Genomic DNA, 15586 nt, shown 5'->3' on the forward strand with positions numbered 1-15586 from the left:
AGAAGAAAACGACTTGTTCAGAACAGCCAAATAGCCAAACTCACCTCATCCAACGGAGGCAATCATGGATCACGTCAGCCCGGCAAATACGGTCAATCTCGAAAACTTCTGGATGCCGTTTACCGCCAATCGCCAGTTCAAGGCCGCCCCCCGTCTGCTGGCAGCAGCCGAAGGCATGTATTACACCGATGTCGATGGCAACAAGGTTCTGGACGGGACGGCGGGCCTTTGGTGCTGCAATGCCGGCCACGGCCGACGCAAGATTTCGCAGGCCGTCGAACGCCAGCTGGCCACACTCGATTTTGCCCCGACATTCCAGATGGGCCATCCGATCGCCTTTGATTTTGCAACAAAGCTTGCGGCCCATGCGCCGGGCGGTGCCGGCAGCAAGCTCGACCGTGTCTTCTTCACCGGCTCGGGTTCTGAATCCGTCGATACGGCACTCAAGATCGCCATCGCCTATCAGCGTGCCATCGGCCAGGGAACTCGCACGCGCATCATCGGTCGTGAAAAAGGTTATCACGGCGTTGGTTTCGGCGGCATCTCGGTTGGTGGCCTCGTCAACAACCGCCGCGTTTTCCCGCAGATCCCGGCAGACCATATGCGCCACACGCTGGATGTGGAGCGCAACGCCTTCACAAAAGGCCTGCCAACCCATGGCGTCGAACTGGCCGACGATCTGGAACGCCTTGTCCAGCTTCATGGCGCGGAAACCATCGCCGCCGTCATCGTCGAGCCGATGTCCGGCTCAGCCGGCGTCATCCTGCCGCCCAAGGGCTATCTGGAACGTCTGCGGGCGATTGCCGACAAGCATGGCATTCTGTTGATTTTTGATGAGGTCATCACCGGTTTCGGACGTCTCGGCACACCCTTTGCGACCGATTATTTCGGCGTCGTGCCGGATCTTATCACCACGGCCAAGGGCATCACCAATGGTACGATCCCGATGGGCGCGGTTTTCGCCAGCCGCAAGGTTCATGATGGCCTGATGACCGGGCCGGAAAACGCCATCGAACTGTTCCACGGCTACACCTATTCGGGCCATCCTGTTGCCTGCGCCGCAGGCCTTGCAACCATGGAAATCTACGAGGAAGAAGGGTTGCTCACGCGCGCTGCCGATCTGGCGGCGGATTGGGAAAATGCGCTGCATTCGCTCAAAGATGCGCCGCATGTGGTCGACATCCGCAACCTCGGCCTTGTCGGCGCCATCGAACTTGCACCGCGCGAAAACGCACCCGGCACGCGTGCCTATGACGTGTTTGTCGATTGCTTCAACAAGGGCCTGCTGATCCGCGTCACCGGTGACATCATTGCGCTGTCGCCGCCGCTGATCATCGAGCGCGAGCAGATCGGCACGATCGTCTCGATGATCGGAGATGCCCTGAAGCGTGCCGCCTGACAAGGAACGAGCCGGGCAGCCCGACATTCAGACGAAAAACCCCGGCGACGCAATGGCGCCGCCGGTCCATCTCGTTTAAGACTGGCGGCTTATTTCAGCGCAAGCAGTGCAAGGCCATGAACGACAACGTCATCAAGTTCCGCAAAAAAGAAACGCCGAAGCCGCCACGCCAGACACCGCCCTGGATGAGGAAGGCCCTCATCATCGCCGGCGCCATCGCTGCTTTCCTTGCTGCTTTCGCCTATTTCTACCTGACCGGCGATCAGAGCGGCATGATGGGCGCCACTCCCTGACCGGGAGATCTCTGCCAGCCCGGTCGTCAGGCTGAGCACGCTCTGCCGGTCATTCCTCTTCGATAGCCATCAACCCCGCCTCATCCCGACAGTTCGGAGCTGAACTGGCTTGACTTGGATCGTTTATGTAATGTTATAACGTTTTATTGTTATCGACATATCGAGCCAGACATGACCCAAAAACTTCCCGTCACCGTCCTTTCCGGCTTTCTCGGCGCCGGCAAGACCACGCTGCTCAACCACATCCTGACCAATCGCGAGGGACTGCGCGTCGCGCTGATCGTCAACGACATGAGCGAGGTCAACATCGATGCCGCGCTGGTGCGTGACGGTGGAGCAAACCTCTCTCGCACGCAGGAACAATTGGTTGAAATGACCAATGGCTGCATCTGTTGCACCCTGCGTGATGACCTTTTGAAAGAGGTGCGGGCGCTGGCCGAACAGAACCGTTTCGATTACCTGCTGATCGAATCCACCGGCATCGCCGAACCTCTGCCCGTCGCGGCGACCTTTGATTTCCGCGACGAGGATGGAAAAAGCCTCTCGGATGTCGCGCGCCTCGATACGATGGTGACGGTCGTCGATGCCGCCAACCTGCTGAAGGATTATGGCTCTGCCGATTTCCTCTCCGATCGCGGCGAGACGGCAGGAGACGGCGACAACAGGACACTGGTCGACCTGCTGGTCGAACAGATCGAATTTGCCGACGTGGTCGTGCTCAACAAGATCAGCCAGGCAACGCCGGGCGAACGCGACGCGGCCCGAAAAATCATCGTGGCGCTCAACCCGGATGCGCATCTCATCGAGACCGATTTCGGCAGGGTGGACCTGCACGACATACTGGGCACCGGCCGTTTCGATTTCGCCAAAGCCGAAACCCATCCGCTCTGGTTCAAGGAATTGCATGGATTTGCGGACCATGTGCCGGAGACGGAAGAATACGGCATTCGCAGCTTTGTCTATCGTGCAAAAAAACCGTTCGATCCCGCACGGTTCAAGGCCTTCATCGACCGGGCATGGCCGGGCGTGGTGCGCGCCAAGGGGTTTTTCTGGCTGGCAACCCGTCCGCACCACGTGGGCGAGATGAGCCAGGCCGGCGCATTGGTGCGCACGCAGAAGATGGGGCTGTGGTGGTCGTCCGTTCCGCAGCTGCAATGGCCGCAGGACCCCGGCTTCCTGCAAATGATGAAACCCTATCTCGATCCGATCTGGGGAGATCGGCGTCAGGAGATGGTTTTTATCGGGGCCGACCCGATGAATGAGACCGCCATTCGGGCGGAACTCGATGCCTGCCTGATCGACGGAGATACATTCCGCCCCGAACTGTGGCGCGACCTGCCCGACCCTTTCACACGCTGGGATAAAAACGCGGCGTGAGCCACGCTCAACCGGCGGCCCGCTTTTCCGGCGGGCCTGCCATCTCGGCAATGGCGTCCAGATAGACCTCCCGCGCCTGGCGCGGCGTAAAATTGTGATCGGCACCGGCCACCACGGCATGCGACATGCCGGAAAAACGCACGAGCTGCCCGCCGCCGGCACCAAAAAAATGCCCGAACTCCTCCAAACCGATATCACCCGGGCTGTAGAGCAGTTTCACGCTCACACCGCGTTGGACAAGGGTGCGGAAACCGGCACAGACGACACGTTCCCGCGCCGTCAGGCCGCCTGTCATCCAGACCAGCGGACGCAGCAGACGACGGCCGATACCCTTCGAAACCTGCCGGGCCTTGCTCGACAGATCGACCTCGCCACGCGCAATCCGCCTGAATGTCGATAGTCGCCAGAGATTGCTGACATAATGATCCATGGACTGCGTCGGGTTATCCAGCGCATCCTCCACCGATCGCCCCGGCTGCCATTCGAATGTTTCCGGGTTGACGGCAACCACACCATCGATGCGATCGTCCGTCCACGCAGCCTGCAGCGCCAGATAGGCACCGCTGCATCGCCCTGCAGCCACGATACGAACGCCCGGCATCCGCTCTGTCAGGAGATCAAGTGCGGCCGAAACATCATCAAGCTGCGCCGGTTCATAAAGAACCTGCCCTTCCAGACCCGGCACCGGCGGGCTGTCCGCAACATTGGCGCAGTCGAAACGCAGTGAGGAAATGCCCTGTTGCGCCAATGCACGGGCAAGCTTGACTGAAGAACGCCCCCAGCCCGACATGCGGTCATAGCCCGAAGACAGGAGCAGTACCGAAACCGGCTGCTCGATCATCTGCGCTGACGGCCGGCAGAGAATACCGAACATGCGGCCATCAGCGCCAAGGCGGGTCGGTTGCTCGAGAAAACCTTCGTCGCCATGCGATCCGCAAGATGGCGGCAACACATCCCATGCAGCCCCCTGTTCGGGATAACGGTCCGTCATCCAGGCCAGAAGATCACCCACAACCTCATCCGGCACGACTGCCACGGTCGGGTTGGTGGTCAGTTTTGCGTATCCATCGAACGGCGCCTGGCGGACGTCCACGCCGAGCGTTGCCAAATGGTCTGTAAAGGCAGCATCGGCAGGCCGCTCCGATCGGCAAAACACAATCGCCATCCTTGCCGGACAGGCGTCGACCTTCATCAAGTCGATTTTCTTGATGTCACCGACAAGACCTTCAGACATCGACAGACCCGCCATGGTCAGCCCCGCCCCGCTGGCAACCGGTTCGGTGATGTGCAGCTTGTCATTGATCATCTGCGCCATGGCGGCGATTTCACGCGTATAGGAGCGGCCCGAGACCACAGGGGCCAGCAGCGCAATTGCCTCACAATCCGCTCCTGCCTCGAGCGCCTTGATCGCCACCGTCGCGCCGACACCTTGCGCCACGACGACCAGGCGATCGCATCCGGAAAGCTGTTTGAGTCGCGTTGCTGCGGTGGAAAAGCTGTCTAACCAGACCTGGAGATCGATCTTTTCGACATCATCGGCGAGACTATCGCCCGTTCCCGGATAATCGAAGCGCAGGCTGGCAAAGCCGTTTTCAGCGAGACGTTCGGCGAGGATGCGGAAAAATTTCCGACCGCACATTTCCTCCAGTCCCCAGGGGCTGACGAACAACACCGCGACCCGCCTGCCGGCGCCGCGCGCCGGTGAAAACAATCCGACCGTGCCATCGAACGTGAGGGGAAACGATGCGGAACGCGCTTCTTCAACGGCCAATGTGACCTGTTTTCCTGTCGTCATAGACATTACCCCCATGTCCACGAAACCATCGCGCATGCCATGGCCGTATCCTGAAACCGATCCGTTAAGATCTTGCTGCCGGCGCAAGAACAATATCGACACCGTCAGGCCCAACCGCCCCATGCCAGATGATGCGTGGTGCAGGCACCCTGACGCCGAAGCGCGGCGAAACCCAGCCGCCGCCACCCGGCAGATCGCCGCCGCTGGCGACGGAAATATCTCCCGCCGGAAATGAGAGTGTGAGCAACGGCATGCCATCCTTGCCGACCCGCAGCTCGGTCCCCTCGATATCGACAGTCAGATCCGGTGCAAGCTGGAACACGATATCAGCTGGTCGTGACGCGCCCAGCAACCAGTCCGTCACGATTATCCTACCATCGTCGTAGCGAAGCCTGCGCCGATGTTTCACACCAAACCGGCGCTGGTAACCGGCATGTTCCGCGGTCAGCGACCAATCCTCGCCGGGCGCGTGCTTGATCAGTTCTACACTCGCCTTGTGCGACCAGTTGAAGGCACCGGACATGACACTCTGGCTTTCCCCCGCGATGCTGAGCGTGTTGTGCGCCATGGTCGACCGGAACCAGTCGCGCCAGATGCCGCCAGAACCGTAAAGCCAGGTGCCCGGGTCCACCAGAACCGGATGGCCATCGACCGACAGGCAAAGCGACAGAGCATCGGCATGACCATGAGCAGCAATCGACAGGTATCCCAACGGACCATGATCGAACAGAAGCTCGATATCGCGGTTGGCGGCTTTGCCGCGCCATATCGAAACACCACCATCCCTGAAGACGTGCAAACCGGATGGTTGTTGAGCGACCTTTGCGGAAGTCCCGAAAAACAGTGCCCGAATATCCCTCTCAGCCGTCGAAACCGCGGGCACCTCGAAAAATCCCGCCACGGCCGCAGCGACGGAGCCAACGTAATCGCCCTCGTTTCCAAGAGTGAGCACCCGCCCCTCGTCATCATCGCCAAACGTCATTTTTCGCGGCAGCCATGCAGCGAACCGGGCAAAAGCCTTCATCCGCTCACCGACCTTCTCGTCAAACGCCCGCCCCTGTTGCCGTGACGCAGCAATACAAAACAGCACGAGTTCAATCGTAAAAGCGGCATAGGTCGGCGTCTGCTCGGCCCCGCAACCATCGGCAAAAATCTGCTTCAGCAGTTCATCTGCAAGCTCTTTTCCAACCTCTTCCACCGCCTGACCAAGCGACAGGCCGATCAGATATTCGCCGGCAAGCTCTGCGACCAAATGGTTGTTGGCCGAAGAATACCGCGAGGGGAACCGTTTCAGCCAATAAAGGCTGGCGGACAGGATCTGGGCCATGCGCCGTAAGGTCTCGGCGCTCAGTCGATCCCCCACCAGATCGCGCGTCGTGACGACGCTGATCGCCCGCAGCGCCACCTCTATGCCGGATGACCATCCGATACCGGTGAAGGGCGGATTGGCGCGATGCCAGCTTTCGATGGCCGCCTCGATCGCCCGCGCAGCACGGTCGTCCTCCGACAGGAGGAGATGCATCGCCAGAACGGGAAGGAACTGCAGCCGTCCGATCTCCCAGGCATATTTGATATCGCCGCGCGCACCATTGTGACGATAATCGACGTCGAACGTGTAGGCATTCGAGCCCGGCCATCTTTCTCCCGTGACCGGATCGAGCGACCACAAATCATCCGGAAACAGGTTTTCCGTCGATCGCTGCGGCCAGGCGCGCCCAAGCGCCGAAAACTTTCCGGCCAGAATATCGTCTGCAGCGACAGCGATCGCCTCGCGTTGCACAACCGTTGCTCCGGCAACACGCGCCTGCAGAGCGGGAAACACGGCTTTCATCGGCACGGGCGGATAAGCCTGCCATCCCCGTCGGTCGCGGCGCGAAATCGTCTTGCGCGCCTTTTCGACAACCCGATGGGCGATTTCAGCCGATTGCATGCTGCGCAGCCGGTTCACATACCATCTCAGTTTCATCGCCCCGCCGCCTCGATATCCGCCACCGTATTTACCATTCCTGCAACTGCCGGTGTATGGTCATTCTCTTTTGCAGGCTCTTCGTTAAAATCCCCTCAGCCAAACAGCACGATGGGGGAAAACCGTGAAAAGATTGGTCGCTGCCTGCGCGCTGTTCGCGCTTTTCACATCCATCGCCTCTGCCGCTCCGCTCGAGTTGAAACGCGGGGTCGGCCTTCATCAGTGGCTGAACTGGGCGCCGCTTGCGGAGGACGGCAGTTATCGCCGCCCGCCCTATCGCAGCGTCGAGCAATGGCTGACCGGCGACGGCCGGAAAATGGCCGACTGGCCGAAGGGTGGTCCATTCGAGCAAATCCGCACCCTCGGTTTCGATTTCGTCCGGCTGAGCGTCGATCCCGGTCCTCTGGTCGAGCGTCCTGAACGGCGAGAGGAAACGCTCGCCCTTCTGTCGAAAAACGTGCAGCGCCTGACCGATGCCGGCCTGAACGTGGTGTTCGATCTGCATGGCGTCGGTCAGGTACCCGCCTATAGCATGAAGATGATCTATGACGGCGCCGACAGCGAAGGCGTGACACGTTACCGGGACATGGTGAAGGCGGTTGCCGCCATGCTTGCCGAAATCGGCGCTGGCAAGGTCGCGCTGGAGCCTTATAACGAACCGGCCTATTACCCCTGCGACGCCAGCGGCACCGATGACTGGCAGCGCATCATGACCCAAACGGTCGAAGACATCCGCAGCGTCAGCAAGACACTGACGATCGTTACCACCGGCGCTTGCGGTGGAGGCGTGCGCGGGCTTGGCAATCTCGATCCGGTGTTCGATGACGAAAACATTCTCTACAGTTTCCATATGTACGATCCGCTCAGCTTCACGCATCAGCGGTCCGAGGAAAAAGGCGGGTTCCACTCCGGTTTCCCCTGGCCGGCCAGAAGCGGTTCGCCGGATGGCGTCGTCGAAAGCCTTCGCGCACACATGAGTGCTGCGGGCCTCAGCCTGTCCCAGCAGGACGAGCAGATCGGCAAATTACAAAAACCCATCAAGGACTATTTCAAAAGCGGTTGGGACGAAACCATGCTCAAGGCGCGCATCGGTGAAGCCGTCACCTGGGCCCGGAAACACGATATCCCATCGGCACGGCTCTTCATGGGAGAGTTCGGCGCGATCCGCATGACCGATGACGGACGTGCCGGCGCCTATGATGCCGACCGGCTTTATTATCTCAAGACCGTCCGCGAAACAGCCGAAAGCCACGGCATCGCCTGGTCGATCTGGGAATATGCCAATCCCTATGGCATGACCGTTATCCAGCCGACAGACAAAGCCGTGCCTGACGACGACCTTTTACGCGCAATCGGCCTTAAACCGTCATCCGGCCTGTAGTCGGGCACATCAATCCAGCTGCCGCAGCACCAACGGCGCTTTTCCGCTCGTGGTGCGCGTCAAACGGTCAACGGTCTTGATCTCGACCTCCATGTCCGCCGGTATTTTCTGGCGTGCATTGGCCAGAATGATCTCGATCGTGCGCGCACCGAACCCGTTCAACGGCACGACATGGATTTCCACCTTCGCCTTACCGGTCTGGATGATCTGCATCTGTGCGATATCGGGCACACCGCGAGGAATGTGATTGATGCCGATGATGCGCGATCCCTGTGGTGACAGCACATATTCAGATCGTCGCCCCTCTATCCCCTCGAAGGGAGAGAGCCCGAGCGTGATTGCCTCCAGGCCTGCCGCATCCGTTCCCTTGCGAACCTTCGCCAGATCGCCTGTGCGGAAACGGACAAGCGGTTGGGCTGGGTTCCAGTAGGAGGTGCCGATGATTTCGTAGAAATCGAATTCCTCATCCTGATAGGCCGCAAGCAGTTCGACGCGCCCGTAGGCCGGCATGAAATAATGTTCACCGTTGTGGAGATGCCAGGAGGCGCAGACCCGCTCGGACTGACCATAAAAATCCAGCACCGGCACATTCAGCAGGGCTGATGTTTCCATCTGAATGGCGGGGTCGAGAACCTCGGAGGACGATACCACCAGTTTCAGGCTCGGCAGAGCCGCCCTTTCCAAAAGCATGGCCCCCAACCGCACAAAAGCTTCCAGTGCAGACGGATAGACCCAAAGGATTTCGGGTTTGAAATCGCGGATGGCACCAATGAAATCGCTGACTGTCGAAGCGTTGAGATGGATGCTGGAACAGGCGAGATGCAAGCCGCCCTGACCCAATTGCCAATGCGGTGGCCGCATATCGTCCGGGCTTTTGAACGTATCGCCTCTCAGAACAGCAATTCGGGCATTCTTCCAGTGAACACCTGCATGCCGATGCACGAGGTGATCGATCACCGCCTGCTCGAAAACGACGGATTGCAGGGATCGTCGCAATGTGATCGGCACCCCTGTCGTTCCTCCGGTCGCCGCCGCATGCGCCGGAAACAGGGTCCTGGCCGAACAGGCATTGCTATCCTGCCGCAGCATGTCCTTTTCGAGAATGGGCCAATCGCCGTAAACGCTGGGCGAAGCAATCAACTGGCCATATCGGGTCGCCCCTGCCCGCTTCAGCGTATTGGCGGTCAGCCTGTCTCGAAGCCGCCGACGCTCTTCGACAGACATATCTTCCGAACGCGCCAGCAGACCCATGAAATAAGGATAGAGACCCGGCGCACGGCGCACGATTTTTTCCGCAATCGAATTTTTCAGAGAACTCGTGATGGTCATGCCTGCCCCTCCTCCACCCGCTTTTCGGCACGGACAACCGCCTCTCTCCACACTGCACAGATCTGCACGGCATAAGGTCCGATCGCCAGGTGGGCCTGCTGAAACGCCTGCGCCGCCGTTCCCAGACGCCGACGCAGATCCGCGTCGTCGACCATTCGTAAAAGCGCGGCCGCCAGAGCCTGATCGTCCCCCGCAGGGACCAGCAGGCCGGTCTCTTCATGGCTGACGATATCCTCGACCGCGCCGACCGGCGTCACCACGACACCCAATCCATAAGCCATGGCTTCGATCACCGACATCGGCAGGTTTTCCGCCAGCGATGGCAATGTCAAAACGTCGGAAGTCGAAAGCAGCCTGGCAACATCATCCGGTCCCTGCCAGCCCGGCACATCCACCCTGCCGGAAAGCCCCAAACGCTGAAGCTCACTGCGCAACTCGTCAACTGCACCGTCGCCGGCCAGGGTTGCGCGCCAACCGGGTCTGTCGGCCATGCTGGAAAGCGCCTTGAGCAGTTGTGTAACACCCTTGCGATCCTCGATGCGACCGAGAAACAGGATATGGACATTTTCCCCGCCTCCCACATGCGGCAGGCGTGGCGGCTCCACGGCATTGGCAACGACCACGATCCGCGCCTCCGCTTCGGGGACACGGCTCGCAACGAACGCCTTCCAGGGGCTTCCGAGCACGATAATGCCTGCTGCCCTGGCAAACATCGTTCGGATGGCGCCGTTCATAACCGTGTCGCGGGCAGACCAGAAACTCCGGTATTCTGCGCCGTGCAGATGCAGAACGTAAGGCAGACCCATCAGCCGGGCAAAGGCGGAAATGACCAGTTTGCGATAGGTGCTGCCACGACTGGCAAGATTGATGTGAACCAGGTCGAGATCGCCCTTCATCCGCCCGACGAGCATCGCGGCACAGAACCGCAGCAGATGAACCCAGGAGAACAGGATCGAGCCATGACCCCGCGTTGCCAGAAAACGAACGCGAACATCGGCGGGCCCACACCGATCCAGCTCGGCCTTCAGCGACGCCATGATGCGGTCGATACCGCCCTGTCCGCTGCCACCGGCGGGCGTCGCCACCAGCATGTTCAATGGTCGGTCTGTCGCCGTGTTTTTCGGCATGCTCTCTCACAATCGGGCATTGGTGCGGGCGGGTGTGCAGACGGATAGACTGTTAAGAATTAGAAGCTAGGTTTCCGTTAAGCCGGCCAGTGACATATCGCCCTCGCATTCGGTTGAAATCGAAAAGCCCCACGGGGAATATCGGGGAAAATCTTTGCTGCTCAGATCCACGCTCATCTATGGTCCGGCCATCCTGCTGACGCGGCTTTCCGCGCTGCTGTTTCTCATTCTGGCAACACGTATCGTTGATCCCGTCGAATACGGGCTTCTGACGCTTGTAGTCACCATCGGTGAGATGACCGACACCGCTTTCGCCAACTGGCTGCGGGTATCGCTGTTGCGGCTCGGCGGCAAGGGCGACGTCAGCCGTGGCAGCCTCATGCGCGCCGGCCGTATGGTGCTGGTGACGACCGCGATCGGTCTCGTCGTATCGATAGCCGCCAGCGCCATGATCGTGCCCGAGCGTTGGGAAGAGTTTTCCATTGCAGTCTGCACCTATCTGATCGCCGGCGCGGTGGCCCGTTATGCGCTGACTGTCCTGCAGATGCAGCAGCGCCACACGGCTTATTCCATGCTGGAATTCCTGCGCGCCGCACTGCAACTGGCGCTTCCGGCCGCCACCATGCTGGTAGAGCACAATTCCTTTCTGGCCATTTCGCTCGCCTCCAGCGTCGGCATGCTGATTGCCGGCATTGTTGCCAATATCGCGGCCTGGCAAAAGGTCGTTGCGGGCCCGCCCCGGTTCACACACCGCGAATTCCTGGCGCTCGGCCTGCCGATCATTGCCATCGCGCTGGTCGGCTTCGGCCTCACCAATGCCGAACGGGTGATGCTGAAACTGTACCAGAATGCCGCCGCCGTCGCGATCTTCGCATCCGCTTATTCGCTGGCCCGCCAGCCGGTCGACATGATCGCCAATGCCATCAACATGGGCGCCTTTCCCGAAACCGTCAGCCGGTTCGACGAGAAGGGACCGGCCGCTGCTGGCGCGTTTCTGTCGCAGTTCATGGCACTGACGTTCACGCTGGCACTGCCCGTCGTTGCGATCCTCTCCGCGCTCGGATCCGAGCTTGCGGCTCTCGTGCTGCCGGCAGCTTATGTCGGACCGTACACGCTGCTGTTCACGACGATCGCGATCGGCGCCTTCCTGACCAATGTCGCCGATTTCGTTTATGGAACCATGGTTCACGCGCACAAGCGCCCCCTGCTGTTCGTCATCAGCAAGCTGTTCGGTACGGCCGCGAATATCGGCCTCGCCATGCTGCTGATCCCTTCGATGGCGGAGGCCGGTGCGGCGCTGTCGCTGATGGGGGCCGCAGTCGTCAACCTCGTCATCAGCGCCATCATCAGCGAACGGCTGACGCCTGTCCCGCTGCCCTGGCGGGCTATCGGCACCGCTGTATTGGTCTCCGGATGTGTCTGGCTGGCAGCCCACAGCATCAGCGACATGCTGACGGAGGCGAAGCTGCTTGTGCGACTGGCCATGGCAGGCATGGCCGGCGGCATCGTCTTCCTGGTACTCAACGCGGTCTTCAACCCCGGCACCACACGACAGGTTCTTGCAAAGACAAGAAGCATGGTGGCGCGCCGCATCGCAAATGGCTGACGCGTCGCGCCCCTATCCTACCAGTGCAGGCGACGGCGCCAGACTTCCTGCCCCAAAAGCGACGCATAGGCCGTATTGGTTTCATAATACCGCCGCCACAGACGTTTCGGTTCCTGCGCCACGCGGTAAAGCCATTCCAGACCCAATGCCTGAACCAGGCGCGGAGCACGGCTGACCTTGCCGCCATACACATCGAAACTGCCGCCGACACCCATCACGAAACTCGTCGTCAGCCGCGTGCGATATTTCTTGAGGAACCGCTCCTTGCGCGGCGTCGGCATGGCCACGAACAGGCAATCGGCACCACTTTCATTGATCTGCCGAACGATCGCGTCCTCCTCGTCCTCCTTGAAATAACCGTTGCGCATGCCGGCTATGGTCAGCGCAGGATGGTCCCTGCCGAGGCGCGCGGCAACGGCATCGAGCACGGCCTGCTCCGCACCCAGCAGGAACGGCCGATAACCGCTCCTTGCGCATCGTTCGAAGAGGTTGAGCATGATGTCCACGCCCGCCACGCGCTCAGGCGCATGCAGGCCGCAGAGACGCGCGCCCCAAAGCACGCCGGCACCGTCGATATTGATGATGTCGGCACCCGTCACATCATCGCGCAATTCGGCATTCTTGCGCATGGTCACGAGTTTCGCGACGTTGACGACGACGTGATGCAGCGGCCGGTGTTCGCGCATGGCCTCTTCGGCGAGGTCCAGCGTTTCGTCCATGGTCAACCCGTGCAGCGGGCAACCGAGAAACGTCATATGCCGTGCGGCAAGCAGTGGGTGGTCAACCCATTCGGGTTGTTTGAAGGCGAGGTTGCTCATGCCGCCCTCCCGATTTCGACGACCGGAATATGGGCAAGATTGCTCTTTTTGCCTTCGATGCGCGCATCCGGCCGGCGTGCCTTGCGCCATGTCCAGAGGCCACGCGTATCGACCAGTTTCTTGTCTTTCAGCGATTCTGAATCGATGAAGTTGAACTGGCGATGATCGACCAGCAGCACGACGATGTCAGCTTCATCGATCGCGCTCAGCGCATCGGTAAAGACGATGTCCTTGCCCTGCAGAGTCGCCGGCAATGACCGCGCATGCGGTTCTGCCACCACCAGACGGATATCTGTATTGGCCGAAAGCAGATCGACCACTTCGACCGCCGGACTTTCGCGCATGTCGTCGATATTCGGCTTGAAGCTCAAACCGAGGCAGGCAACGGTCTGCCTGCGGCCGGGTTCCAGCAGCGCCTCGATATCCTTCACCACCGCATGCGGCCGGTGCGAGTTGATCTGACGAGCAGAGCGCATCAGCGGCGTGCTGTCCGGTGCGGCATCGATGATGAAATACGGATCGACGGCAATGCAGTGACCGCCAACGCCCGGCCCCGGCTGGAGGATGTTGACGCGCGGATGCCGGTTGGCAAGGTCGATCACCTCCCACACATTCAGCGACAGATCCTGGCAGACGGCTGCCAGTTCGTTGGCAAACGCGATGTTGACGTCGCGGAAAGCGTTTTCCGTCAGCTTCACCAGTTCGGCAGCTTCCGCCACCGTTACGAACAGATCACCGGCAACGAAGCTGGCGTAAAGCGCTGCCGTGCGCTCCGAAGACCGCCGGGACAGACCACCGATGGAGCGGTCATTGTTTATCAGTTCCGTCAGAACCTTGCCGGGCAGCACCCGCTCCGGCGAATAGGCGACGTAGATATCGCTGTCGCCGTTGATGTCGGACGGAAACGAAAGGTCCGGCCGAAGCTCGGCAAGAAGCGATGACATAATGCGTGTGGTCCCGACCGGCGAGGTCGATTCCAGAACCACGAGGTCGCCCTTCTTGAGGATCGTCGCGATGCTGCGGGCCGCAGCCAGCACGTAGGACACATCCGGCTTCAGATCATCGGTGATCGGCGTCGGCACGGCAATGACATAGGCATCCGCCGGCTGCGGCGTCGAAAACGCCTGCAGGGCGCCCTGTGTGACGACCTTCTGGATGAGGCCATCGAGATCGGGCTCGACGATATGGATTTCGCCACGATTGACCTTTTCGACAACCGCTTCATTGACATCCACGCCGACAACCTTGAAGCCGCGGCTGGCAAAAATGGCGCAGGTCGGCAGGCCGATATAGCCCATGCCGATGACGGATACGGTCTTGATTTCACCCATGGGAAAGCTCCTCGAGAATTCGTTGGCTTGCCTTGCCGTCGCCATAAGGGTTGTGGCGTTCGGCCATGTTTCGGTATGCGTTTTCATCATCAAGAAGACTGTTCGCAGTGCGCAGAATGGCATCGACATCGGTGCCGACCAGACGTGCCGTTCCGGCCGCCACACCTTCCGGTCGTTCCGTATTCTCGCGCATCACCAAAACCGGCTTGCCGAGTGACGGCGCTTCTTCCTGCACACCGCCGCTGTCGGTCAGCACGAGATAGCTTTTCTTCTGCAGATAGAGGAAAGGCAGGTATTCCTGCGGATCGATCAGATGGACGTTCGGGATATCGGCAAGTTCCGTCCGCACCACATCACGCACATTGGGATTTGGATGAACGGGGAAGACGATCGATACGTCACCCCGCGCCGCCAGCACCTTCAGTGCCGTGCAGATGCGCTCGATGCCACCGTCGAAATTTTCACGGCGATGGCCTGTCACCAGAACCAGCCTTTTCGACTGGTCGATGAAACCGAAACGCGCCGCCAATTCGGCGCTCATCAGGTCGTCGTCATCCAGCATACCGGAGAAATGCAACAGCGTATCGATGACCGTATTGCCGGTGACCATGATGGCGGCGGCCGGTTTCCCCTCGGCCAGCAAATTGTCGCGGGCTTCAGTGGTGGGCGCGAAATGCCACTTGGCGATATCGCCGATGATCTTGCGGTTCAGCTCTTCCGGAAATGGAGAATCGATATTGTGGCTGCGAAGACCTGCCTCGATATGGGCCACTGGTATGCGCTTGTAAAAGGCCGCGAGCGCCGCCGCCATCGCCGTTGTTGTATCACCTTGAACCATGACGACATCGGGCCTGGCACGTTCCAGCACATCTTCCATGCCCTTGAGAACGCGCTCGGTGACGTCGAACAGCGTCTGCCCCGGCCGCATGATATCGAGGTCGTAATGGACTGGAAGACCGGTCAGGGAAATGATCTGGTCCAGCATGTCGCGATGCTGGGCCGTCACGCAAATTTCGGTGTCGAAGGCCGCGTGCGCAAGCGCTGCACGCGCAACGGGAAAACATTTCAGGCCCTCGGGCCGCGTACCGAAAACGATCAGCAAACGTCGTTTCGGCAGACGCCCGACATTCGAGCTGCTGTGCATATCCACCCCACCCATTGAGT

Annotated in this window: 12 protein-coding genes; 5 read left to right on the forward strand and 7 right to left on the reverse strand. The window is 60.2% G+C overall.

What is annotated here, in order from left to right:
• Positions 1-64 precede the first annotated feature (64 nt).
• The 3 genes from aptA to zigA all read left to right on the forward strand — a co-directional run bounded on the left by aptA (position 65) and on the right by zigA (position 3069).
• Entirely contained in the window at positions 65-1399 is a 1335-nt protein-coding gene (gene aptA / locus ACRQ1B_RS12080; RefSeq protein ID WP_432293919.1) for an omega-aminotransferase AptA, read from the forward strand.
• 116 nt (positions 1400-1515) lie between these two features.
• The gene (locus tag ACRQ1B_RS12085; RefSeq protein WP_432293920.1) at positions 1516-1692 is read left to right on the forward strand and encodes a hypothetical protein; all 177 of its coding nucleotides are present in this window, start codon (positions 1516-1518) and stop codon (positions 1690-1692) included.
• 171 nt (positions 1693-1863) lie between these two features.
• A complete protein-coding gene (zigA, locus tag ACRQ1B_RS12090) occupies positions 1864-3069 on the forward strand; it encodes a zinc metallochaperone GTPase ZigA (protein WP_432293921.1) in 1206 nt (401 codons plus the stop codon).
• A gap of 7 nt (positions 3070-3076) precedes the next feature.
• Here zigA and ACRQ1B_RS12095 read toward each other — a convergent pair whose 3' ends face one another.
• Together ACRQ1B_RS12095 and ACRQ1B_RS12100 are read right to left on the reverse strand one after the other, a co-directional pair.
• The gene (locus ACRQ1B_RS12095; protein WP_432293922.1) at positions 3077-4870 is read right to left on the reverse strand and encodes a serine aminopeptidase domain-containing protein; all 1794 of its coding nucleotides are present in this window, start codon (positions 4868-4870) and stop codon (positions 3077-3079) included.
• A 58-nt stretch (positions 4871-4928) separates the two neighbouring features.
• Positions 4929-6830: a heparinase II/III family protein gene (locus tag ACRQ1B_RS12100; protein ID WP_432293923.1), complete on the reverse strand. Its 1902-nt coding sequence runs from the start codon at positions 6828-6830 to the stop codon at positions 4929-4931.
• A 124-nt stretch (positions 6831-6954) separates the two neighbouring features.
• On the opposite strand from ACRQ1B_RS12100, the gene ACRQ1B_RS12105 reads away from it, so the two are divergent.
• Positions 6955-8211: a glycoside hydrolase family 5 protein gene (locus tag ACRQ1B_RS12105; RefSeq protein WP_432293924.1), complete on the forward strand. Its 1257-nt coding sequence runs from the start codon at positions 6955-6957 to the stop codon at positions 8209-8211.
• Between the two features lie 9 nt (positions 8212-8220).
• Here ACRQ1B_RS12105 and ACRQ1B_RS12110 read toward each other — a convergent pair whose 3' ends face one another.
• Positions 8221-9540, reverse strand: a complete 1320-nt coding sequence (locus ACRQ1B_RS12110; RefSeq protein ID WP_432293925.1) for an AMP-binding protein — start codon at positions 9538-9540, stop codon at positions 8221-8223.
• Positions 9537-10667, reverse strand: a complete 1131-nt coding sequence (locus tag ACRQ1B_RS12115; protein WP_432293926.1) for a glycosyltransferase family 4 protein — start codon at positions 10665-10667, stop codon at positions 9537-9539. Before ACRQ1B_RS12115 ends, ACRQ1B_RS12110 begins: the two co-directional genes overlap by 4 nt.
• Positions 10668-10821: 154 nt before the next feature.
• Here ACRQ1B_RS12115 and ACRQ1B_RS12120 point away from each other — a divergent pair, with 154 nt between their 5' ends.
• The gene (locus ACRQ1B_RS12120) at positions 10822-12273 is read left to right on the forward strand and encodes an oligosaccharide flippase family protein (protein WP_432293927.1); all 1452 of its coding nucleotides are present in this window, start codon (positions 10822-10824) and stop codon (positions 12271-12273) included.
• 17 nt (positions 12274-12290) lie between these two features.
• Here the strand turns inward: ACRQ1B_RS12120 and ACRQ1B_RS12125 are convergent, their stop codons facing one another.
• Genes ACRQ1B_RS12125 through wecB form a run of 3 tightly spaced genes read right to left on the reverse strand, consistent with a single transcriptional unit; the run spans position 12291 to position 15566 of the window.
• Entirely contained in the window at positions 12291-13091 is an 801-nt protein-coding gene (locus ACRQ1B_RS12125; RefSeq protein WP_432293928.1) for a WecB/TagA/CpsF family glycosyltransferase, read from the reverse strand.
• Positions 13088-14422: a UDP-N-acetyl-D-mannosamine dehydrogenase gene (gene wecC / locus ACRQ1B_RS12130; RefSeq protein ID WP_432293929.1), complete on the reverse strand. Its 1335-nt coding sequence runs from the start codon at positions 14420-14422 to the stop codon at positions 13088-13090. Before wecC ends, ACRQ1B_RS12125 begins: the two co-directional genes overlap by 4 nt.
• Positions 14415-15566 carry a non-hydrolyzing UDP-N-acetylglucosamine 2-epimerase gene (wecB, locus tag ACRQ1B_RS12135; protein WP_432293930.1) on the reverse strand — a complete coding sequence of 384 codons (1152 nt, stop codon included), beginning with the start codon at positions 15564-15566 and terminating at the stop codon, positions 14415-14417. Before wecB ends, wecC begins: the two co-directional genes overlap by 8 nt.
• Positions 15567-15586: the final 20 nt, after the last annotated feature.

Source organism: Endobacterium panacihumi, from assembly GCF_050847465.1.
GTDB lineage: Bacteria > Pseudomonadota > Alphaproteobacteria > Rhizobiales > Rhizobiaceae > Neorhizobium > Neorhizobium panacihumi.

What these genes read in the sequence shown, in the direction of transcription:
- aptA (WP_432293919.1), top strand. Translation starts at nt 65, where the DNA reads ATGGATCACGTCAGCCCGGCAAATACGGTCAATCTCGAAAACTTCTGG.
- ACRQ1B_RS12085 (WP_432293920.1), top strand. Translation starts at nt 1,516, where the DNA reads ATGAACGACAACGTCATCAAGTTCCGCAAAAAAGAAACGCCGAAGCCG.
- zigA (WP_432293921.1), top strand. Translation starts at nt 1,864, where the DNA reads ATGACCCAAAAACTTCCCGTCACCGTCCTTTCCGGCTTTCTCGGCGCC.
- ACRQ1B_RS12095 (WP_432293922.1), bottom strand. Translation starts at nt 4,870, where the DNA reads ATGTCTATGACGACAGGAAAACAGGTCACATTGGCCGTTGAAGAAGCG.
- ACRQ1B_RS12100 (WP_432293923.1), bottom strand. Translation starts at nt 6,830, where the DNA reads ATGAAACTGAGATGGTATGTGAACCGGCTGCGCAGCATGCAATCGGCT.
- ACRQ1B_RS12110 (WP_432293925.1), bottom strand. Translation starts at nt 9,540, where the DNA reads ATGACCATCACGAGTTCTCTGAAAAATTCGATTGCGGAAAAAATCGTG.
- ACRQ1B_RS12115 (WP_432293926.1), bottom strand. Translation starts at nt 10,667, where the DNA reads ATGCCGAAAAACACGGCGACAGACCGACCATTGAACATGCTGGTGGCG.
- ACRQ1B_RS12125 (WP_432293928.1), bottom strand. Translation starts at nt 13,091, where the DNA reads ATGAGCAACCTCGCCTTCAAACAACCCGAATGGGTTGACCACCCACTG.
- wecC (WP_432293929.1), bottom strand. Translation starts at nt 14,422, where the DNA reads ATGGGTGAAATCAAGACCGTATCCGTCATCGGCATGGGCTATATCGGC.
- wecB (WP_432293930.1), bottom strand. Translation starts at nt 15,566, where the DNA reads ATGCACAGCAGCTCGAATGTCGGGCGTCTGCCGAAACGACGTTTGCTG.